Origin of the sequence: Methylobacterium radiodurans (assembly GCF_003173735.1) — a bacterium.
Classification (GTDB): domain Bacteria; phylum Pseudomonadota; class Alphaproteobacteria; order Rhizobiales; family Beijerinckiaceae; genus Methylobacterium; species Methylobacterium radiodurans.
Genome location: NZ_CP029551.1, coordinates 2,011,029 through 2,031,825, shown reverse-complemented (window position 1 = coordinate 2,031,825; position 20,797 = coordinate 2,011,029). Strand labels below are relative to the sequence as shown.

The window sequence follows — 20,797 nt, the reverse complement described above, 5'->3', positions numbered from 1 at the left end:
GCGCGGAAGCAGTCGGGGCCGGCCGCAGAACCGCACGGTCGCGCCTTCGGTTGACGAGGCATCCCCCAGACCTCGTGAGCATCCGATGAGCAATCGCGACATCATCGTCATCGGCGGCTCCTCCGGCGCAACCGCACCATTGAAGGCGATTCTGGGCGCGCTGCCGGACACGCTCGCGGCCGCGATCTTCGTGGTGCTGCACATCCCGGCCCGGAGCCTCGGCCTGCTCGCAACGGTGAGCGCCGCCGCCGCGCGCCTGCCGGTCCACCCTGCGGAGGACGGCCTGGCGATCGCGCCGGGGCACATTTATCTCGGTGTGCCCGACCATCACCTCATCCTGGAGGACGGGCGGATCCGGCTCGGGCGGGGCCCGCGCGAGAACATGGCCCGCCCCTCGATCGACCCGCTGTTCCGCTCGGCCGCCGCGACCTACGGGCCGCGGGTGATCGGCGTGATCCTGAGCGGGCTCCTCAACGACGGCGCGGCGGGCCTCGACGCGGTGCGGCGCTGCGGCGGGGTCGCGCTCGTGCAGGATCCGGCGGACGCGATCGCCGACGAGATGCCGAGGAGCGCGCTCGCGGCGGTCGCGGACGGCCTCACCGTGCCGGCCGACCGGATCGGGGACGTTCTCGCCGACCTCGTGCAGGAGCAGGCCGGCCCGCGCCTGCCGGTGCCGCCCGAGATCCGCCTGGAGGTCGACATCGCGGCGGGCGAACGGATCGATAGCGGCGTGTTGCGGCGCTTCGCCGACCCGGTCGCCCTCTCCTGCCCCCATTGCGGCGGCGTGCTCTCGGAGGTGCGCGGGGCCAGACCCCTGCGCTTCCGCTGCCAAGTCGGGCACGCCTACACCGCGGAGGCGGCCGCCAAGGCCCAGGAGGGCGCGGTCGACGAGGCGATGCGGGTCGCGCTGCGCATCGTCGGCGAGCGGGCGGAACTCGTCGCCCGGATGGCCGTCGAGGCGCGGGAGACGGGCCGCAACGCCGTGGCCGAGATGTACGAGGCGCGCGCGGCCGAGTATCGGGACTATACCGAAACGCTCCGCCGCGCGGTGCTCGACACGTTCGAGCCCCGCGGCGGCGGCGGGGAGCCGGAGGCCTGAGGCGCGCCAGCGGGGCGGCCGCAGGGCTTCGATGGCCGCGGGCGCCCGCGGCGCAAGAGGGGTAAGGGTCGTGGCGAAGAAACCGGCCTCGCAGGCAGCTTCCGAGCGCGCGCGCGTGATCGTCGCCCTGACCGGGGACGGGGCCGATACCGCCGCGCTGGAGCGCTTGCTGAAGAGCCTGCCCCTCGGCGGTGGCGTCGCGATCGTGGTGGTCCTGCGCAACCGCCAGGCGCTCGACTCGGAGCGCCTGGCCGAGGCGCTCCGCGCAAACGGGCGCGCGTTCTCGGGGATCGCGGACGGTGAGCCCGTGCTCGAAGGCCGGATCTACCTGCCCGCTTCCGACCTCCTGGTCGGCATCGAGGCGGGGCATTTCCGCACCGCCGTGCCGGAGGAGCAGGCCGGGCGCCGGGGCACGATCGACAGCTTCCTGGTCTCGCTCGCGCGCCACGCGGAGGGCCACGCCATCGCGGTGGTCCTGGGCGATACGGGCGAGGACGGCACCCTGGGCTTCAAGGCGGTCAAGGAGGCCGGCGGCCTCACCCTCGCCGAGGAGACCGAGAGCACCCGGGCGGGCGACCTCGCGATCGGCAACATGCCGGCCGCCCTCGCCGACGCGATCCTGCCGGTCGAGGAGCTCGCGACGCGGCTCGCGGCCTATATCCGGCAATCGACCCGCGAGGAGGTCGGAACGGGCGCCGACACGGCGGCGCTCGCCAGCATCGCGGCGGTGCTGCGCGACAGGACCGGGCACGATTTCCACGGCTACAAGCCCGGCACCTTCCTGCGCCGGGTGCAGCGCCGGATGCAGGTCGTCCAGCGCAGCGAGATCGGGGCCTATGTCGAGTACCTGCGCGGCCAGCACGAGGAGGTGCAGCAGCTCTTCAACGACCTGCTGATCGGCGTGACCCAGTTCTTCCGCGACGCCCGGGAATTCGCGGTGCTGGAGCGCGCGGTGATCCCGCAGCTCTTCGCGGGCAAGGGGCGCAACGACCATGTCCGCGTCTGGGTGGTCGGCTGCTCGACGGGCGAGGAGGCCTACTCGCTCGGCATCCTGCTGCGCGAGCACATGGCGACCCTGGACGAGGCGCCGCAGGTCCAGATCTTCGCAACCGACCTCGACGGGCGGGCGCTCGCCGCCGCGCGCGCCGCGCGCTACGCCGACACCGTCGCCCGCGACGTCGGTCCGGAGCGGCTGGCGCGCTGGTTCGTGCGGGAGGGCAACACCTACCACATCATCAAGGAGCTGCGGGAGATGTGCATCTTCTCGCAGCACAGCATCATCAAGGATCCGCCCTTCTCGCGCCTCGACCTGATCTCCTGCCGCAACCTGCTGATCTATCTCGACACCGATCTGCAGAGCCGGGCGATCCCTGTCTTCCACTTCGCGCTCCGCCCGGGCGGCGCGCTCTTCCTCGGCACCTCCGAGAACGTGTCGCGCCACGCCAACCTGTTCACGCCGGTGGAGAACCGCTCCCGCATCTTCTGGCGGCTGGAGACCCACGCCCGGATTCTTCCCGACTTCCCCTTCACGGCGGTGCGCCGGCCCGGTCCCGCCGGAACCACGACGGACGAGCGCCCCCGCCACATCGAGGCGGGTCTCGCGCGCCGGGCCGAGCGCCTCGCCGAGCGCCACGCCCCCGCCTACGTGATCGTGGACGAGGCCTGCACGGTCCTGCACTTCTCGGGCCGCACCGGGCGCTTCATCGACCCGGCGGGCGGCACCGCGACCCTGAACCTCCTCCAGCTCGTCCATCCCGACCTGCGCCTCGACCTCCGCACGGCGCTGGAGCGGGCGATGGCGGACCGGAGCCCCGTCCGGACCGAGGGCGTGCGGATGGGGGTCAACGGACACCGCATCATGGTCGAGATCGTGGTGGAGCCGCTCCAGGACGAGCCGGGCCGGCCGGCGAGCTACTTCGTGCTGTTCAAGGACGGCTCGGCGGCGCGCGACGCGGATGCGGATTCCGGTGGCTCCGCCTCGGGCCAGCACGCCTATACCCGCGGGCTCGAGGCGGAGCTGCGCACCACGAAGGACCGGCTGCAGGCGACGATCGAGGAGCTGGAGAGCACCAACGAGGAGCTGAAGGCCTCGAACGAGGAGTACCAGTCCCTCAACGAGGAGCTGCAATCGGCCAACGAGGAGCTGGAGACCTCGAAGGAGGAGCTGCAATCGGTCAACGAGGAGCTGACGACCGTCAACGGCGAGCTCGGCCACCGGGTGCAGGAGCTCGGGCGCATCAACAGCGACCTCAAGAACTTCCTGGAGAGCACCCAGATCGCGACGGTCTTCCTCGACAACGACCTCCGGGTGACCAACCACACGCCCGCGGTCACCGAGATCTTCCACCTCGTCGAGTCCGACGTCGGCCGGCCGATCGCCCACATCAAGTCGCGCATCGCCTACGAGGAGCTGCAGGACGACGCCCGGCGCGTGCTGCGCACGCTCGCCGCCGTGGAGCGCGAGATCACCGGCTCGACCACGGGCGCGCGCTACATGGTCCGGGTCCTGCCCTACCGCAGCGTCGACAACTTCATCGCGGGCGTGGTCGTCACCTTCGTTGACATCACGGCCCGCAAGCTCGCGGAGGAGCGCCAGCAGGCGAGCGAGCGGCGCCTGCGCGCCCTGGTGGAGGGCATGCCGCAGCTCGTCTGGCGGGCGGTCGATGGCGGGCGCTGGCAATGGACCAGCCCGCAATGGTGCGCCTATACCGGCCTGACGGAGGCGGAGAGCCGCGACCACGGCTGGCTCAAGGCCCTGCATCCCGACGAGCGGGCGGCGGTGCTCGCGCACTGGCGCGAGGCCGAGGGCACCGGACAGCTCGCGGTGGAGAGCCGGATCTGCCACGGCGGGACGGGCCTCTACCGCTGGTTCAAGATGCGCGCGACCGCGGTGCGCGACGAGCGCGGCGCCATCGTGGAGTGGCTCGGGACCTCGACCGACATCGACGACCTGCGCCAGCTGCAGGAGAAGCAGGAGGTGATGGTCAACGAGTTGCAGCACCGTACCCGCAATCTGATCACGGTGGTGCGCTCCATCGCCCACCAGACCATGGCGTCGAGCGCGACGTTCGACGACTTCCGCACGCGCTTCAACGACCGCCTCGGTGCGCTTTCCCGTGTGCAGGGTCTGCTCTCGCGGGCGGGCGACGAGTCGATCATGCTGAGCGCCCTGATCCGCAGCGAGCTCGACGCGCTCGGGGCGGCGATGACCGAGCGCGTCAGCCTCGAAGGACCGGACGTCTGCCTGCGCAAGGCCAGCGTCCAGACCCTGGCGCTGGCGCTCCACGAGCTGGCCACCAACGCCCGCAAGTACGGCGCGCTGGCCTCGAAGGACGGCCTGCTCCGCGTGCGTTGGCGGACCTATGCGGACGAGGCGGGCGAGCGCCGCCTCGCCCTGGAATGGACCGAGGAAGGCGTCGTCCGGACGCCTGCTGCGGAGGGCGCGGTGAATGGCGGCTACGGCCGCGAGCTGATCGAGAAAGCCCTGCCCTACGCGCTCGACGCCCGCACGCACTACGAGCTGCGGGATGGCACCGTGCACTGCACGATCGACCTGCCGCTCGAGCGGCGGCGGCGGGACGGTGCCGGTCCGGGCTAGGGCCAGTCTGGCAATCATTCGAGCGCGGCGGCGAGGTACAGTCTACAGCGGAAGGCGTGGCTTGTTTCGTCGTCGCGCGTGGCGAGGGCGCACCATTCGTTGAGCTGCGCCCAGAGGTTCTCGACCCCATGCCACAATCGATCGGCTGTCCGGTACAGAGGGCAGCGTTGCGGTGGGTCGGATGAGCGGGCACCACCGGCTAGGCCCCGATCCGGCGGATCGTCTCGCGCCACGCATCGGACGAAGAGCCACGATCGCAGATCACCCGCTGGATCGGCCCAAGGCGTCTGGCAGCTGCGGGCACGCTCGGGGCTGGGCGAGTTCCGCCGCCGGCCCGGGGATCCGCGAGACGGCGAGCGCCTTGCCGCGACCCTCGCAGACGACGCACTCTCCGGTGCCGCATCCGCCCCGTGAACGGTCAAGCGCCGTAGCGCCCCCGTTTTGCCTGCCGCCTCGGGGCGGGTGATCCGCATCTTCGTAGTCGCAATGCTCGCCGGTATGGCGGCGCACGGGCAGCTCGGCCCACGGTCTAGACGTTCCAGATGAAGCAGGACAGGCCTCAATCAGGCGCATGTGTAGCCAGGGCGTGCGCGGGCGTAGGACGGATGCCTACAGGCGCGGCTGTCTCCAGCTCACAGATCACAGCCGTCGCCGCCGACTTCGCTGCACAGACGGCTCGACAGCTCCATGTCAGGCCCGATCTGGATGGAACTGCAATGCTTGGCTGGTGCAGCCGGCGAAAACGCCCTGACGGTTCTCGGCCACGCGACGGCTCCTCGACCGGGCAGTTGACCTGGGCCGGCTTTGCCCCTAAGTGAGCCGCACCCGAGCGGATCGCCCCACGGCACCGCGACCGGGATCAGCATCGCCGCTGCCGAATCTTGGGCGCGTCGCGATTGGGGGATAGTTTAACGGTAGAACGGTGGACTCTGACTCCTCTAGTCCTGGTTCGAATCCAGGTCCCCCAGCCATCTAATTCAGCCCGCTAAGTCAACGACTTGGCGGGTTTTTCAATGCCTAAACGCCTGCTCGAACGGCTTGCAACACGCCGCAACACGCCCCCTGCTTTTACAATGGGTTACGCTGGGCGGTCGGCGGCTCCGTGCAACACGGATGGAACACGGGCGCCCCTGAAATCGGCGGCCTCACCCTGGCTCCGGAGGGCACTTCTTCCGTGACGATGCGGGCGCCTCGCTGACCATCGGCAAGGACCGATTGAGAACGGCGAGGAGGGCCACTTGAGCAGCTGCGAAACGCTCTTCGGCGGGCAGCTCGATCTGTGGAGGAGAGTGGGGAGGTGCGGTCCGCGGCATGCCTCCCGCATCGCTCCGATATCCCGGAGGGTCGTGAACTCCTTCCCTGCCACGATTTCGGTTTGCAGTCGGCAGGCGTCCCTCTCTCGACGCAAGCCACTCACGGTCATGCCACCGCCAGGGAAGGCGATGGCCGCGGCGACCGCAAGGCGGAGCGGCGTATCCTCGGTGATCACCACTTTCGCTTGAGGACATCCTGCAGCATGGAGCAGTCCAGCGTCAGGTCGGCCACCAGTCGTTTGAGCTTGCTGTTCTCGTCCTCCAGCTGCTTCAACCGCCGGATCTCCGGCACGCCCATGCCGACGAACTGCTTCTTCCAGCGGTAAAATGTCGGCTCAGACACGCCCATCTTCCGGCAGACCTCGTCCACCGTCGCGCCGCTCTCCGCCTGTCGCAGGGCGAAGGCGATCTGCTCGTTCGTGAAGCGTTTGCGGGGCATGGCATCCACCCTCCTTCAGGGTTCAGGATGCCCAAAAACTTGCGCTCAGCGCGGACCAGCTTGCTGGGTCAGGGTCACGGCCTTTGCTCCACGGGTAGCTTGGCCGGCGGAGCCGGTCGGGTGAGCGCAGCCGGCCAAGCGGACAAGGTGGGCACGAACACCTCCGGGGCCGGTGGTCGGTAGCCGAGCGAGGCGTGCGGGCGCATGCCATTGTAGTGTCGTCGCCAACTCCCGATCACGATCTGCGCCTCCTTGAGCGTGTAGAAGATCTCGCCGTTCAGAAGTTCATCTCTCAGGCGCGCGTTGAAGCTCTCGACGTATCCGTTCTCCCACGGCGAGCCGGGGGCGATGTAGGCTGTTTGGGCGCCGACGCCGGTGATCCAGGCCTGCACCGACTTGGCGACGAACTCTGGTCCGTTGTCCGAGCGGATGTGGCCGGGCACACCGCGCAGGATGAACAGGTCGGACAGCACGTCGATGACGTCCGCCGCCTTGAGCGTGCGCGCGACCCGGATCGCCAAGCACTCCCGCGTCAACTCATCGACCACGTTGAGCATCCGGAACTTGCGCCCGTCATAGGTGCGCGCTTCGACGAAGTCGTAGAACCAGACATGATCGCGACGCTCCGCCCGCAGTCGCAGGCACGAGCCGTCCTCGTCCCAGATGCGGCCACGCTTGGGCTGTCTGGCCGGGACCTTCAGCCCCTCGCGCCGCCAGATCCGCTCCACCCGCTTGTCGTGGACCAGCCAGCCGGCCGCCTTCAGCACTGCGCTGATCTTGCGATAGCCGTAGCGGCCATCCGCTCCACCGCAACCACGTCTGGAGCTTCGACTTCGTGCAGGGGCAGACTCACGACGGGCGAAGCCTGCGCATCCTGACGCTGATCGACGAGCACAGCCGGGCTTGCCTCGCGCTGAAGGTGGCGCGGCGCATCAACAGCCTCGGTGTGACCGAGGCACTGGCCGACGCCATGTGCCTGCACGGCATCCCCGAGCACATCCGCTGCGACAATGGCCCTGAGATGATCGCGAAGGCCCTGCGCAAGCGGGCCGCCAAGACAGGCTCGCAGATCCAGTACATCGCCCCGGGCTCACCGTGGGAGAACGGGTACTGTGAGAGCTTCAACGGCAAGCTGCGCGACGAGTGCCTGCGCCAGGAGATCGTCTACGCGCTCCAGGAAGCCCAGGCTGTAATCGCCCTGTGGCAGAACACCTACAACCGCGTCCGGCCGCACGCGTCCCTAGGCTATCGGCCGCCCGCGCCCGTGAGCTTCCCCGATCCGGCCTTCCGCCTACCCATGGCAGCGGCCATGCAGTAGCCTCTCACGCGGCTCGGTCCAAAATACCGGTCAGGTCAGGGCCATACCTCAGGGCGGACCACTTCGGTCGGGGCGGATCAAGGTCGGCGGATGCGCGCTGCATCATGGCTCGGATGGTCGGTGCCACCGCTCTGGAGCCGAGGCTGAAAGCTAAGCAGACGAGGGCGATCAGGAGCAGGTGCTGGATCATCGATCTCGTCGGCGGTCCGCTTGCGTCCGGCCGCCGCCTGGCACGCGGCGCCAGCCTTCTGTCCCGGCGTCGAGATCAGGCTGCGAGCTGCCGGAGCCAGGCACCCAGCATCGAGCCCGGATCGCTGTGCATCGGAAGAACCGCCCGATCGGTGGCGGCGTCGCGCGGCAGGAAGCCGAACCGCCGCTTGAAGGCGCGGCTGAAGGTCTTCTCGTCCGTGAATCCCACCGCGTAGGCGATGCTCGACACGCGCGGCCGCCCGTTGCCCGGGCGCGTGAGCAGCGTCATGGCCCGGGCGAGGCGCCGGTTGCGGATGTGGTTCTGCACCCCGTCATCGGCCGCGAACTGCCGGTAGAGCGTGGCGCGGGAGAGACCGAAGCGCTCGCAGATCATATCCGGTCCGAGGTCCGGTGCGCCGAGATGCGTCTGGATGAAGGCGCGGATCTCGATGCTGACCCGGCGCTCGGCCATGACGGCGTCGCCGGCCGCGGCCGGAAGGGCCGCGCAGCATAGCTTGGCCGCCGCCTCCGCGATGCCGGGATGGTAGGACGCCGCGAGCTGCTCGCTGTGGGCGACCACGTCCTGCAGGTAGGCGGAGAAGATCCGCGTGGCCGCATCGCGCCCGCCGTTGAAAACGCAGCCGTGCAGGCCATCGATCGAGGCGATCCGCTCCCCGAGCACCGCGCGGGGCAGCAGGATGTTCGTCGCGGTCACGGCCGAGGCCGTCATGCTGATCGGCTGGGCGAGGTCGTAGACCACGAAGTCGGAGGGGCGGACCTCCGCCTCGCCGCGCTCCGTGCGCACCACGCTCGTTCCGCCGCGATAGTACTGGACGAGCACATGGTCGAGGCCCTGCGCCGCGGCCTTGCGGGCACTGCGCTCGAGGCTCTGGGCCGGCGCAGAGACCTCGCCGACGAGGACGGTGCCGAGATTGTAGCTGCGCATCCCGATCGACGCGCCGACATGGGTGTCAGCAACAGGCCGGGCGTCGAAGATCGGCGCCAAGTGTTCGGTCCAGGCTTTCCACGCCGCGACAGGATCATCGCAGGGGACGAATTGGGCAAAAGGTGTGTCCGACATCGTCAAGCTATGCAGGAAACAAGTCCAGCCACACGTCGAAACGGCATCCGTTGCTGGACCAGGCCGAAACCCGCTTCAACACCGAGCAGCGTTTCCTAATCGACGCTGGTTGATCGGCGAAAATTCTTAGACCCGACTTCAGCGGCCGGCAATCGGACCGAAATGTCAAAATTTGCGACGATCTCGGTCTCGGAGTTTGCCGCCCCCCCGTGACCGCCGAACGCCTCGGTATATCCGTACTGATTGAGACGAAAAGCGAAGAATATGCGACGTGACGATCCCTAATAGTTCTTTGAGACTCGAGAGCACTTTATTGATTTTCTGTGCGACCAATATCGGATCAATCCGATCAAATCTTGAGAACGGGATTAATTCATCGGGCGCCTGATGGTGACGTCGCCGACGTGCTCGGCCTCTCGCCCGACTGGATCTCAGAATGTCATCCATCACGCTCTCGGCCGCGACGCGGCAGAACCTGCTCTCGCTGCAGGACACCGCGAACCTGCTCTCGACCACCCAGTCCCGTCTCTCGACCGGCAAGAAGGTGACCTCGGCGCTCGACAACCCGACGAACTTCTTCACCTCGCAGAGCCTGACCGCGCGCTCGTCCGACCTCTCGGCGCTGATGGACGGCATCTCGAACGGCATCCAGACGATCCAGGCGGCGAGCCAGGGCATCAGCTCGATCCAGAAGCTGATCGACACCGCCAAGTCGACGGCCCAGCAGGCGATCGCCGACAAGACGGGCGGCGGCGGCGGCGTGAAGGGCGGCGCCACCGCCCAGGCGGCCAAGGCCGCGGGCACCGCGACGCTCGACAATCTCGGCACCAAGGGCCTAGACGGCAGCACGACCTTCGACCTGTCGAGCCCGACCAAGGACGCCTCGCTCGACATCTCGCTCGACGGCGGCACGACCAAGACCACGATCCGGCTCGACTCGACCGCGCTCGCCAATACCGGCCTGACGGATCTCTCGAAGCTCTCGGCCGACGACCTCCTCAAGGCGATCGACTCGCAGATCGCCGGCAGCGGCCTCGCGGGCAAGGTCAAGGCCAGCATCGGCGACGACGGCCGCCTCGGCTTCGCCACCACGGCGACCGGCTCCTCCGCCAAGGTCTCGGTGGCGGCGTCGGGCAACGCGACCGTCGATATCGGCTTCGGCGTGGCCAAGACGCCCCCGAAGGCCGCCACCGTCACCGCCAACGCCGCGCTCGGGCCCACGGCCGATTTCGGCAACGGCGGCAGCGCGAGCTTCACCGTCTTCGACGGCAGCAAGACCGTGACGGTCAAGCTCGACAAGGACACGGTGCTCAACGACAGCGGCAGCCGCAAGCTGGTCGACGCCGCGACCGGTCAGGCCCAGAAGGCCGACATCGTCGACGCGATCAACTACCAGCTCGGCAAGGCCGGCTCGACCGCCACGGTGCGGTTGGGCACCCAGGCGCTCGACGGCTCGGCCAACGTCGACAAGCTCGTCTTCGTCTCGGGCGATACCGGGCCGGACGCCCAGCTCTCGGTCACGGGCGGCACCGACACGACCACCGGGGGAGCCAACGGCACCGGCATCGGCTTCAACACGTTCACGGCCGGGACGAACGCCGCCAGGGCGCCGACCGATTTGCCAAGCTCGGCCTCCACGGCGGGCGCGGGCGCGAGCTTCGCTGCCCCGGCGGGCGGGACGCAAGGGTCGGCCGCCTTCGGCAAGATCCTGGGCGCCCCCACTGCCAACACGGCGATCGTGGCCGGTCTGAGCACCACCTTCACGGTCAACACCAAGCAGATCACGATCGATTCCACCTCGGCGAAGAGCGGCGGCGGTCAACTCGGCAACGCTCCGGCCAACAGCGACATCATCGGAGCGATCAACAAGCAGCTGGCGGATGCCGGCCTGGGCACCGTGACGGCAAGCCTCAACGGCAACAACAGCCTGACCTTCACGGATGCGAACCGGGCCAACCCGGCGCTCGCCATCTCGGTCGCCAACGACCAGATCGGCCTGATGTCGACGCCGTCCACGGTCACGTTCGCGGCCGACTTGGATGCGTCGACCAACCTCAGTTCCAACGGGGCGGAATTCACGATCGGCGGCAAGACGATCAAGATCGATGCCAATTCGCCGGCTGGCCCTTCGGGAACGCTCGGGGCCAACGGGAGTGCGGTCACACGCGAACAGATCGTCGCCTCGATCAACGAGCAACTGCGGCAGACCGGTACACCGACAAATCCGACGACGATCAAGGCCTACCTCACCGGCGCCAAGCTGACATTCGTCGACGGCGAAGCGAGTAGCGGCACCGCTCTCGCCTTCACCTCCGTCAGCAACAGCACCCCCAATCAGGGCCTGACCGCGACCGGAGCGACGCAATCCTCGGACGGTGCCGCAGCGGGGACGCCGACCACCACGCCTCCGGTCAAGGCGTCCATCACGGCGACGAACGCGTTGCCGACGCTGAGCACCCTGACCTTCGGCACCGGCCAGCAGACGACGTTCAAGGTCGGAACCGCGTCCGTCACGCTGGACGGCAACAGCAGCTACAACGGGTCCGGCGGAAAGCTCAGCGATGCCTCGCTCGATGGGTCCCGCCTTGCCAGTGCGATCAATCTGCAATTGCAGGCCCAGGGCTCGACTGCCGTCGCCAGCGTGAACGGCAGCAATCAGCTCGTGTTCAGCGACGGTACCGGCAGCGCGACGGCTCCGAGCGTCGCGACGTCCGCCTCGCCGACCAATCCAGGACTGAAGGACCAACTCGGGCTCTTCGGCACGCCCGCGAAGACGTCGCTCGGCACCAATCTCAACACGGCGTTCCCGGGCGGCAACCTCGCCTTCGGTTCGGGTCAGGCCGCCAGCTTCACCATCGGCAGCACGCAGGTGACGATCAACGGAACGACTGCGAACGGGAGTGGCGGCACCCTCAGCCAGACCCCGACCCTCGCGGCGGCCGTGGGCGCGATCAACAGCCAACTCAGCACGAGCGGCTACTCGGCCTACATCGACTCCGCCTCGGGCAGGCTGACCTTCGTCGGTCCGAACAGCGCCTCGGCGGCTCCCACCCTATCGGGTGTCAGCGACACGATCGGTTTCGGCTTCGGCACCGCCGCCACGACCACGGCCGGCTCCGCGGCGGCCTTCGACGCCGTGAGCGGCAAGATCGACCTGTCGGGCGGGAAGTCGGCAAGCTTCACGATCGGCGACGGAACCACCACGTCCCGCACCATCACGATCAACGCAGCCAGCGTCGGCAGCGATGGGCTGACCAAGATCGGCAGCACCGGCAGCGCCACGAAGGCCGATGTCCTGGCGGCGATCCAATATCAGCTCGACAACAACAGGAACGCCACGACCAACGCCCCGGCGGCCATCCAGGCACGCGTCTCGTTCGACCAGAACGGCGCCCTCACTGTCACCTCGAACGCGGTCGGCGCCTCCGCCTCCGTGTCGCTCAACGCGCTCAGCGACGACATGGGGCTCGGCCTCGGCCGGAACACGGCCGCCAACGGCACCTTCGCGGCCGGCAGCGGCACGGCGGCCGACGCCGTGACCTCGTCGGGCAGCGACGCGACCGACGGCTCGTCCACCGCGACGATCGTCGGGGGCACGCTGAACACGGTCTCCGCCCTCGGCAGCCTGAACGCCGGCGCCAACGCCTCGTTCGACCTGAAGCTCGGCTCCAACCCGGCCAAGACGATCAACGTCTCGACCATCGCCGGGACGACGCTGACCGCGGCGCAGCTCGTCACCACGATCAACCAGCAGATCGCGGCCGATACGGGGCTCGCCGGCAAGGTCCAGGCCAGCATCAACAACGGCAAGCTGCAGATCTCGACCACGACGGCCGGCTCCGACCAGAAGCTGACGCTCCAGGCGAAGGGCACCGACAATATCGGGTTCGGCACCGCGACCTCGACCGCGATGACCTCCACCGGCACCGATGTCGGCGGCAGCAAGGGGGCGAGTTCCGTGCGGCAGACGCTGGCGTCGCAGTTCAACGACCTGCTCGGCCAGATCAGCCAGCAGGCCCGGGATTCGAGCTACAACGGCATCAACCTGCTGTTCCGCACGGGTAACAACAGCAACGACAACACGCTGCACATCGCGCTCAACGAGAAGAACACCTCGGCGGTCGACGTGAAGGGCGTGCGTTTCGACGCGGACGGGCTCGGCCTCAACACCGTGACCGGCGGCTTCCAGACGGACGACGAGATCACCTCCATGATCGAGAAGCTCAACACGGCGACCAACACGCTGCGCACGCAGTCCTCGACCTTCGGCGCCAACCTCTCGGTGGTGCAGAACCGGCAGGAGTTCTCGAAGGCGCTGATCAACATCCTCGACACCGGCGCGGCCAACCTCACCAACGCCGACATGAACGAGGAGGCAGCCAACTCCCAGGCGCTCTCGACCCGCAACTCGCTGGCGGTCTCGGCGCTGTCGCTCGCCAACCAGGCGCAGCAGGGCATCCTGCAGCTCCTGCGCTGAGCGCGCGACGCGACGCGACGCCGGCCGGTGGGACGACCGGCCGGCGTCGTGCAACGGGCCGCCGGCCCGTCCTCAGGATCACGGAGCGGTCCTGGGATCGCCCGTTTTTCGTGGGGCAATCCCAGGACCGGTCACGTGGGCGACGCGCGAGACTGCAGCGCCCGGTCCAGCACGCGCGCGACGTGCTCGGCCCGGCGTCCTAAGCCGTCGTGGATCTGGTGGCGGCAGCTGGTGCCGTCGGCCACCACGAGGTCGTCCGGCCCGGCCTCCCGAAGTGCCGGGAACAGGGACAGCTCGGCCATCGCGAAGGACACGTCGATCGTGTCGGCGCGGTAGCCGAAGGCGCCGGCCATGCCGCAGCAGCTCGATTCGATCACCCGCAGGTCGAGGCCCGGGATCTGGCGCAGGACGGTCTCGACCGCCCCCATCGCGCCGAACGCCTTCTGGTGGCAATGCCCGTGCAGATGGGCGACGCGGCCGCCCTGGTCGGCGAACCTCAGCGCGATCCGGCCGGCCGCGAGGTCGGCGGCGAGCAGTTCCTCGAAGAGCACCGCGCGCTCGGCGAGCGCCCGCGCCTCCGCACCGGGCAGCAGCGCCAGGAACTCGTCCCGGAAGGTGAGCAGGCAGGAGGGTTCGAGCCCGACGACGCGGGCCCCGGCCCGCACGTAGGGCAGCAGCGCGTCGAGGGTGCGCCGCGCCTCGGCGCGCGCCCGCTCGGTCTGGCCCGAGGCCAGGTAGGTCCGGCCGCAGCAGAGCGGGCGCCGCCCCCGGGGCGGGCCGACGCGGTGCAGGCGGTAGCCCGCGGCGCGCAGCACCCGCTCGGCCGCCTCCAGGTTCTCCCGCTCGAAGGCCCGGTTGAAGGTGTCGCCGAACAGGACGATGTCGCGGAACTCGCCCGCGACGTCCTGCGGGTGGGCGAACTCGCCCGCCTCGCGCCAGGGGCTGCCCCAGCGGGGCAGCGAGCGGCGGGCGGAGAGGCCTGCCACCCGCTCCGAGAGCTGCGCCAGCCCCGGCACCCGGTCGCGCAGGTTGAGGAGCGGGGCGAGCGCCGCCGCCGCCCCGGCGTAGAGCGGCAGCTCGGCCACCAGCCGTTCGCGCAGGGGCAGGCCGTGGCGGGCGTGGTAGTGGTGCAGGAACTCGATCTTCATCCGGGCCATGTCGACGCCGGTCGGGCATTCCCGGCGGCAGGCCTTGCAGGAGACGCAGAGGTCGAGCGTCCGCTTCATCTCCGGGCTGGTGAAGGCATCCGGCCCGAGCTGGCCCGAGATCGCGAGCCGCAGGGAGTTGGCGCGCCCGCGGGTAAGGTGCTGCTCCTCGCGCGTCGCCCGGTAGGAGGGGCACATCGCCCCGCCGGCGAGCTTCCGGCAGGTACCGTTGTTGTTGCACATCTCGACCGCAGACCCGAACCCGCCCCAGTCCGACCAGTCGAGAGCGGGTTTCGCGGGCGCCGAGACGCGGTAGTCGGGCTTGAAGCGGAACAGGCTGCGGTCGTCGAATTTCGGCGCGCGCACGATCTTGCCGGGGTTGAGGTGATTGCCCGGATCGAAGGCGTCCTTCACGCTCTCGAAGGCGCGGGTCAGGCGCGGCCCGAACAGCGGCTCGACGAATTCCGAGCGCGAGAGCCCGTCGCCGTGCTCGCCCGAGTAGGAGCCGTGATAGCGGCGCACCAGCTCCGCCGTCTCCTCCGCGATGGCGCGCATCCGGGCGACGTCGCCCCCCTGCTTCATGTCGAGGATCGGGCGCACGTGCAGGCAGCCGACCGAGGCGTGGGCGTACCACGTGCCGCGGGTGCCGTGCTTGGCGAACACCTCGGTGACGGCGTCGGTGTAGTCGGCGAGGTGCTCCAGCGGCACCGCGCAATCCTCGATGAAGGAGACGGGCTTGGCGTCGCCCTTCATCGACATCATGATGTTCAGGCAGGCCTCGCGGACCTCCCAGACGGTGCGCTGCCGGGCGGGCTCCACCACCTCGACCACCGCGTCCGGGAAGCCGTGGTCGCTCATGCAGGCGTCGAGACGCCTGAGGTCGCGCTTGAGCGCCGCGAGGTCGTCGCCCGCGAACTCCGTCAGCAGCAGGCAGTTCGGCTGCCCCCGCGTGATGTCGGCGAGCGTCGTGCGGAACAGCGGGATGTCGGCGCCGAGCACCAGCACGTTGTTGTCCACGAGCTCGACCGCGACCGGCGCCAGATCGACGATGGCCTTCGTCGTCTCCATCGCGGCCCGGAACGAGGGGAAGTGGCACACGCCCATGACCCGGTGGGCCGGCAGCCGCGAGAGCTTCAGCGTCACCGCAGTGGTGGCGGCCAGCGTGCCCTCCGAGCCGACGAGGAGATGGGCGAGATTGGGCCTCGCCTCGATCAGGCTGTCGAGATTGTAGCCGCCGACCCGGCGCTGAACCCTGGGATAGACCCGCTCGATTTCGTCGCGGTGGGTGCCGGCCAGCGCCAGCATCCGCCGGGCGAGGTCGGCGGCGCGCTCGGGGCCCGCGACGCCGTCCGCGTCGTTGCCGGTGAGGCCGAAGCCGAAGGGCGTGCCGTCGTGCAGGAGCGCCTCGATCGCCAGCACGTTGTCGCTCATCTTGCCGTAGCGCAGCGAGCGGGCGCCGCAGGAATTGTTGCCCGCCATGCCGCCGATGGTGCAACGGCTCGCCGTGGAGGGCTCCACGGGGAAGAACCAGCCGTCGCCCTTGAGCCGCGTGTTGAGCCGTTCCAGCACGAGGCCCGGCTCGACCGTGACGGCGCCGCCGTCCGGGTCGTAGGCGCGGACGCCGTTGAAGTGGCGCGAGCAGTCGAGGACGAGGCCCGATCCGATGGGCTGCCCGTTCTGCGAGGTGCCGCCCCCGCGCATGACCACGGGCACGCCCTGGTCGGCCGCGACCGATAAGCAGGCCGCGACGTCCGCGGCGTCGCGGGGCAGAACCACGCCGGCCGGCATGATCTGGTAGATCGAGGCGTCGGTGCTGTAGCGCCCGCGGGTGAAGGCGTCGAAGCGCACCTCGCCCTGCACGGCCCCGACGAGGCGCCGCTCCAACTCCGCGGCCTCCGCCGCCGGAACGGCCTTCGGCCGGACGCTTGCTCCCATGGTCATGCCCTTTTTGTGTTCGGGCCGTCGCCGGGGCGGGCGCGGCCGGAAGAGTGTTCTATAAGACCTCGGCCGGGCTCGGTCTGCCCGGCGCCATTGCCGCACGCGCCGGCCGCATGCCCCGGGAGTGACCGTGACCGTCGACCTGTTCAGCGATACCCAGACCCGCCCGACCCCCGGCATGCGCGAGGCGATGGCCCGGGCCGAGGTCGGCGACGAGCAGTCGGGCTCGGACCCGACCACCAACGCCCTCTGCGCGCGGGTGGCCGACCTCCTCGGCATGGAGGCGGGCGTGTTCATGCCGTCCGGCACGATGTGCAACCTCGCCGCGATCCTGGTCCAGACGCGGGCGGGCGACGAGATCATCGTCGACGACCAGTCCCACATCTACAACACGGAGGCCGCGGGCGCCGCGGCGATCGGCGGCGTCTCGGTGCGGGCGCTGCCCACACGGAACGGCCTCTACACGCCGGAGCAGGCGGAAGCGGCGATCCGCGCGCCGCAGCGCACGGCGCCGCGCTCGGCCCTGATCTCGGTCGAGCAGACCACGAGCTTCTCCGGCGGCTCGATCTGGGACCTCGCGGCGATGCGCCGGATCCGCGACATCGCCCGGGCACGCGGACTCAAGGCCCATATCGACGGGGCGCGGCTCCTCAATGCGGTCGCGGCCACCGGCATCCCGGCGCGCACCTACGCTGAGGGGTTCGACAGCGCCTGGATCGACCTGAGCAAGGGGCTCGGCTGCCCGGTCGGCGCGGTCCTGTGCGGGTCGCATGACTTCGTCACCGAGGCGTGGCGCTGGAAGTACCGGCTCGGCGGCGCCATGCGGCAGAGCGGGGTCCTGGCGGCGGCCGGGCTCTACGCCCTCGACCACCATATCGACCAACTCGCCGAGGACAACGCCAACGCGGGCCGCCTGGGCGCGGCGCTCGCCGGAACGCCGGGCCTCGCCTTCGAGCCGGAGGCGGGGCAGTCGAACATCCTGAGCTTCTCGGTGGCCGGGCTCGGCGTCCCGGCCGCCGCCTTCGCCGATGCCTGCCTCGCGCAGGGCGTGCGCGTGCGGGCGCTCGGGTCCGAGCAGATCCGTGCGACCACCCATCTCGACGTGGATCGCGCCGGCATCGCGCGCGCCGCCGCGGTGATCCGCGCCGAGGCCGAGCGCATCGCCGCGGAGCGCGGGTGAGGATCCCCGTTTCCTCTCCGTCATGCCGGGGCCCCGCAGCGGAGCCCGGGACGACGGCGGGGCAGGCCGGATCGCCGGACGCGATCGCTCCGCGCCGATCGGCAGATTCGGGTCAGGTCCCGGTCCAAGCGGGCTTCTGCTTGGCCAGGAAGGCCTCGACCCCGATCCGGAAATCGCGGCTGCCGTAGCACTCCGCCACCAGATCGTCGCCGTCGGGAAGACCCTCGCCCACCACGCGCCGGATGCCCTCCTTGACGACGCGCATCGTCACGGGCGCGTTGGCGAGGAGCTTGGAGACCATCGTGCCGACGCGCGCATCCAGCACGTCGGGCTCGGCGATCTCGGCGACGAAGCCCGCCGCATGGGCCTCCTCGGCGCTCAGGATCTCGGCCAGCATCAGCATGCGCTTGGCGCGCGCGGCGCCGACAGAGGCGACGACGCGGGCGACGTTGGCGATCGACAGGCAGTTGCCGAGTGTGCGCGCGATCGGGATGCCGAACCTGGCGGACGGCGTGGCGATGCGGAAATCGCAGGCCGCCGTGATCGCGAGGCCGCCGCCGATCGCCCAGCCGTCCACGATCGCGACGGTCGGTACCGGCAGGCGCTCGATCTGGCCGATGCGCCGGTCGATCACCGCCTCGTAGTCCAGCCCGTCCTGCCCGGTCTCGAAGCCGCGGAACTGCTCGATGTCGGTGCCGGCGACAAAGGCCTCGCCACCCGCGCCGCGGAAGGTGACGGCGCGGACATCGCCCTCGCGGACGATGCGCTCGCAGATCTCGCCCAGCGCGTCGTACATCGCCCAGGTCATGGCGTTGCGCGCCTCGGGACGGTCGAACACGACCGCGCCGACCCCGTTCTCGACGGTGTAGTGAACCTGCCCGCTCATGCGCCGAACGCTCCCCGCGCCTTCAGTCCCGCGATCTCGCCCGCATCCATGCCGATCTCGGCGAGAACGCCCTCGGTATGCTCACCGAGCAGCGGCGGATGCCGCCGGATCTGCTGCGGCGTGCCCATCAGCTTCACCGGGAAGCCGATATTGGGCACCGTGCCTTCCAGCGGATGCGGGATCTCGAGGCGCATGTTGCGATGCCGGCCGTGCTCGCTCTCGAACGCCTCCGGATAGGTGCTCATCTTGCCGGCTGGGATGCCCACCGCGAGCAACTCGTCCACCCACTCGTCCGAGGTCTTGGTGGCGAAGGTCGTCTCCAATTCGGCGATCAGCGCCTCGCGGTTGCGCAGGCGCAGCGGGTTGCTGGCGAAGCGCTCGTCCGCCAGCAGATCCTCCCGGCCGATCTGACCGCAGAGCTGAACCCAGAGCTTCTGGTTGGTCGCCCCCATGACGAAGTAGCCGTCCTTGGAGGCCACCGCCTGGTAGGGCGCGCTCATCTTGTTGGAGGTGCCGACCGGGCCCGGCACCACGCCGGTGCCCCAGTACTCGGACGTGTCCCAGATCGAGAAGGCGAGCGCCGCCTCGAACAGGGAGGCGTCGATGTACTGGCCGACGCCGCTCGTCTGGCGACCGATATAGGCGCTCAAGAGCGCGTAGGTGCAGAACAGCGCGCAGCCGATATCGGCGACCGGCACGCCCGCCTTCACCGGCGGCATGCCCGGATGGCCGGTGACGCTCATCACGCCGGACATGGCCTGGGCCATCAGGTCGAAGCCGGGGCGGTCCGCCCAGGGCCCGGTCTGGCCGAAGCCGGAGATCGAGGCGTAGATCAGCCTCGGGTTGATCGCTTTCAGGGTCTCGTAATCGACGCCGAGCTTCTTCACCACGCCCGGCCGGTAGTTCTCGACCAGGATGTCGGCCGTCTCCACCAGCCGGTAGAAGGTCTCGCGGCCCGCCTCGCTCTTCAGGTCGAGCGTGATGGAGCGCTTGTTGCGGTTCATGTTGAGGAAGCCCATCGAGTCGGGCCCCTTCATCTTGAAGCCCATCGCCGAGCGGGTCTGGTCGCCCGTCGGCGGCTCGATCTTGATCACGTCGGCGCCGAGATCGGCGAGCAGCATGGTCGAGAACGGACCGGCCATGACCTGGCTGAAATCGAGCACCCGCACGCCTGCCAGCGGCAGCGCCGCCGCGGCAGTGACGGAGTCGGTCCGGGCTTCCGCCTCCGGGCGGGTCCCGGGGTGGTCGAGACGATCGGTCATGTGTCCTCCAGTTCCGACGGGCGCGGCACGCCCTAATCAATAATTAAATGGGCTCGGGCGCGCGATCCTGGCCGGCGCCCCGGCGTGTTTGGGTTCAGTTCGGGGCGCGACCTGCGCCGAGGGGCTGATCAGCGCCGTTCGCTTCCGCCTTCTGCCGGATGTAGTCCCGGGCGATGCCGACCGTGGTGCCCGTCACGTGCCGCTCCAGCAGCGAGCCCAGGGTCTCGCCATCGCGCGCCTCTAGCGCGGCGATCATCTGCTCGTGCTCCAGCACCGCGGCGCGCCAGTGCTCGGGCGTCTTGCGCATGACGAAGCGGCAGGAATGGATGCGTGTCAGCACCTGCTGATAGTAGGCGTGCAGCGTCGCGTTGCCGGCGATGACGAAGAACGCGTCGTGGATGCGGCGGTTGGCGGCGAGATAGTTCGGCTCGTCGCCGGCCGCGTAGAGGCGCATCATCTCGTCGTGCAGCGCGCGCACGCGGGCGATGTCCGCGTCGGTGGCGGCCGCGCAGGCGAGCTTGCCCGCCAGCCGCTCCAGCGCGGCCATGATCGGGAACAGCTCGTTGACCTGATCCTCGGTGATCCTCGCGACGATGGCGCCGCGATGGGGCATGATCTGCAGCACGCCCTCGGCGGCCAGCACTTTCAGCGCCTCGCGGATCGGCGTGCGCGACACCCCGAAGCGCTCGCAGAGCTGCTCCTCGGGCACCTTCTCGCCCGCGCGGAGCTCGCCCGAGAGGATCATCTCGCGTAGCGGCGCGACGAGCGACTCGTGCAGGCTCTGGCGGATCAGCGTGCTGGAGGACATGGGGCAGCTCCACCGTCTCGCCCGCCCGGCCGGGGCATCGCGGGACAGGACCATTCTCTCACAA

Annotated in this window: 9 protein-coding genes, 1 tRNA gene and 3 pseudogenes; 6 read left to right on the top strand and 7 right to left on the bottom strand. The window is 69.7% G+C overall.

All coding sequences use genetic code 11. From position 1 onward, the window contains the following. Positions 1-85: 85 nt before the first annotated feature. From DK427_RS09280 to DK427_RS09270, 3 genes are all read left to right on the top strand, one after another. Complete coding sequence (locus DK427_RS09280) at positions 86-1,099, top strand: chemotaxis protein CheB (protein ID WP_109951015.1); 1,014 nt, start codon at positions 86-88, stop codon at positions 1,097-1,099. A 70-nt stretch (positions 1,100-1,169) separates the two neighbouring features. Beyond that, positions 1,170-4,697: a CheR family methyltransferase gene (locus tag DK427_RS09275; protein WP_342772544.1), complete on the top strand. Its 3,528-nt coding sequence runs from the start codon at positions 1,170-1,172 to the stop codon at positions 4,695-4,697. Between the two features lie 897 nt (positions 4,698-5,594). Beyond that, a tRNA-Gln gene (locus DK427_RS09270) sits at positions 5,595-5,668 on the top strand. A gap of 520 nt (positions 5,669-6,188) precedes the next feature. On the opposite strand, the pseudogene DK427_RS09260 reads toward DK427_RS09270, so the two are convergent. After that, positions 6,189-6,449: pseudogene (locus tag DK427_RS09260) on the bottom strand (transposase); the annotation flags it as partial. 74 nt (positions 6,450-6,523) lie between these two features. After that, positions 6,524-7,246, bottom strand: a pseudogene (locus DK427_RS09255) (IS3 family transposase); the annotation flags it as partial. A gap of 2 nt (positions 7,247-7,248) precedes the next feature. Between DK427_RS09255 and DK427_RS09250 the strand changes: the two are divergent. Then, a pseudogene (locus DK427_RS09250) lies at positions 7,249-7,767 on the top strand (integrase core domain-containing protein); the annotation flags it as partial. A gap of 265 nt (positions 7,768-8,032) precedes the next feature. Here DK427_RS09250 and DK427_RS09240 read toward each other — a convergent pair. Next, the gene (locus DK427_RS09240; RefSeq protein ID WP_162559756.1) at positions 8,033-8,962 is read right to left on the bottom strand and encodes a helix-turn-helix domain-containing protein; all 930 of its coding nucleotides are present in this window, start codon (positions 8,960-8,962) and stop codon (positions 8,033-8,035) included. 511 nt (positions 8,963-9,473) lie between these two features. On the opposite strand from DK427_RS09240, the gene DK427_RS09235 reads away from it, so the two are divergent. Next, positions 9,474-13,514, top strand: coding sequence for a flagellin N-terminal helical domain-containing protein (locus DK427_RS09235; RefSeq protein ID WP_109951011.1), 4,041 nt, complete (start codon positions 9,474-9,476; stop codon positions 13,512-13,514). A 131-nt stretch (positions 13,515-13,645) separates the two neighbouring features. Here the strand turns inward: DK427_RS09235 and DK427_RS09230 are convergent, their stop codons facing one another. After that, a complete protein-coding gene (locus DK427_RS09230; protein ID WP_425452593.1) occupies positions 13,646-16,594 on the bottom strand; it encodes an FAD-binding and (Fe-S)-binding domain-containing protein in 2,949 nt (982 codons plus the stop codon). 133 nt (positions 16,595-16,727) lie between these two features. On the opposite strand from DK427_RS09230, the gene DK427_RS09225 reads away from it, so the two are divergent. After that, positions 16,728-17,777 carry a threonine aldolase family protein gene (locus DK427_RS09225; protein ID WP_281276983.1) on the top strand — a complete coding sequence of 350 codons (1,050 nt, stop codon included), beginning with the start codon at positions 16,728-16,730 and terminating at the stop codon, positions 17,775-17,777. Between the two features lie 112 nt (positions 17,778-17,889). Here the strand turns inward: DK427_RS09225 and DK427_RS09220 are convergent, their stop codons facing one another. The 3 genes from DK427_RS09220 to DK427_RS09210 form a co-directional block, all read right to left on the bottom strand. Continuing rightward, the gene (locus DK427_RS09220; RefSeq protein WP_109951009.1) at positions 17,890-18,663 is read right to left on the bottom strand and encodes an enoyl-CoA hydratase/isomerase family protein; all 774 of its coding nucleotides are present in this window, start codon (positions 18,661-18,663) and stop codon (positions 17,890-17,892) included. Then, positions 18,660-19,925: a CaiB/BaiF CoA transferase family protein gene (locus DK427_RS09215; RefSeq protein WP_109951008.1), complete on the bottom strand. Its 1,266-nt coding sequence runs from the start codon at positions 19,923-19,925 to the stop codon at positions 18,660-18,662. Before DK427_RS09215 ends, DK427_RS09220 begins: the two co-directional genes overlap by 4 nt. 94 nt (positions 19,926-20,019) lie before the next feature. Next, positions 20,020-20,733 carry a GntR family transcriptional regulator gene (locus tag DK427_RS09210; RefSeq protein WP_109951007.1) on the bottom strand — a complete coding sequence of 238 codons (714 nt, stop codon included), beginning with the start codon at positions 20,731-20,733 and terminating at the stop codon, positions 20,020-20,022. Positions 20,734-20,797 lie beyond the last annotated feature (64 nt).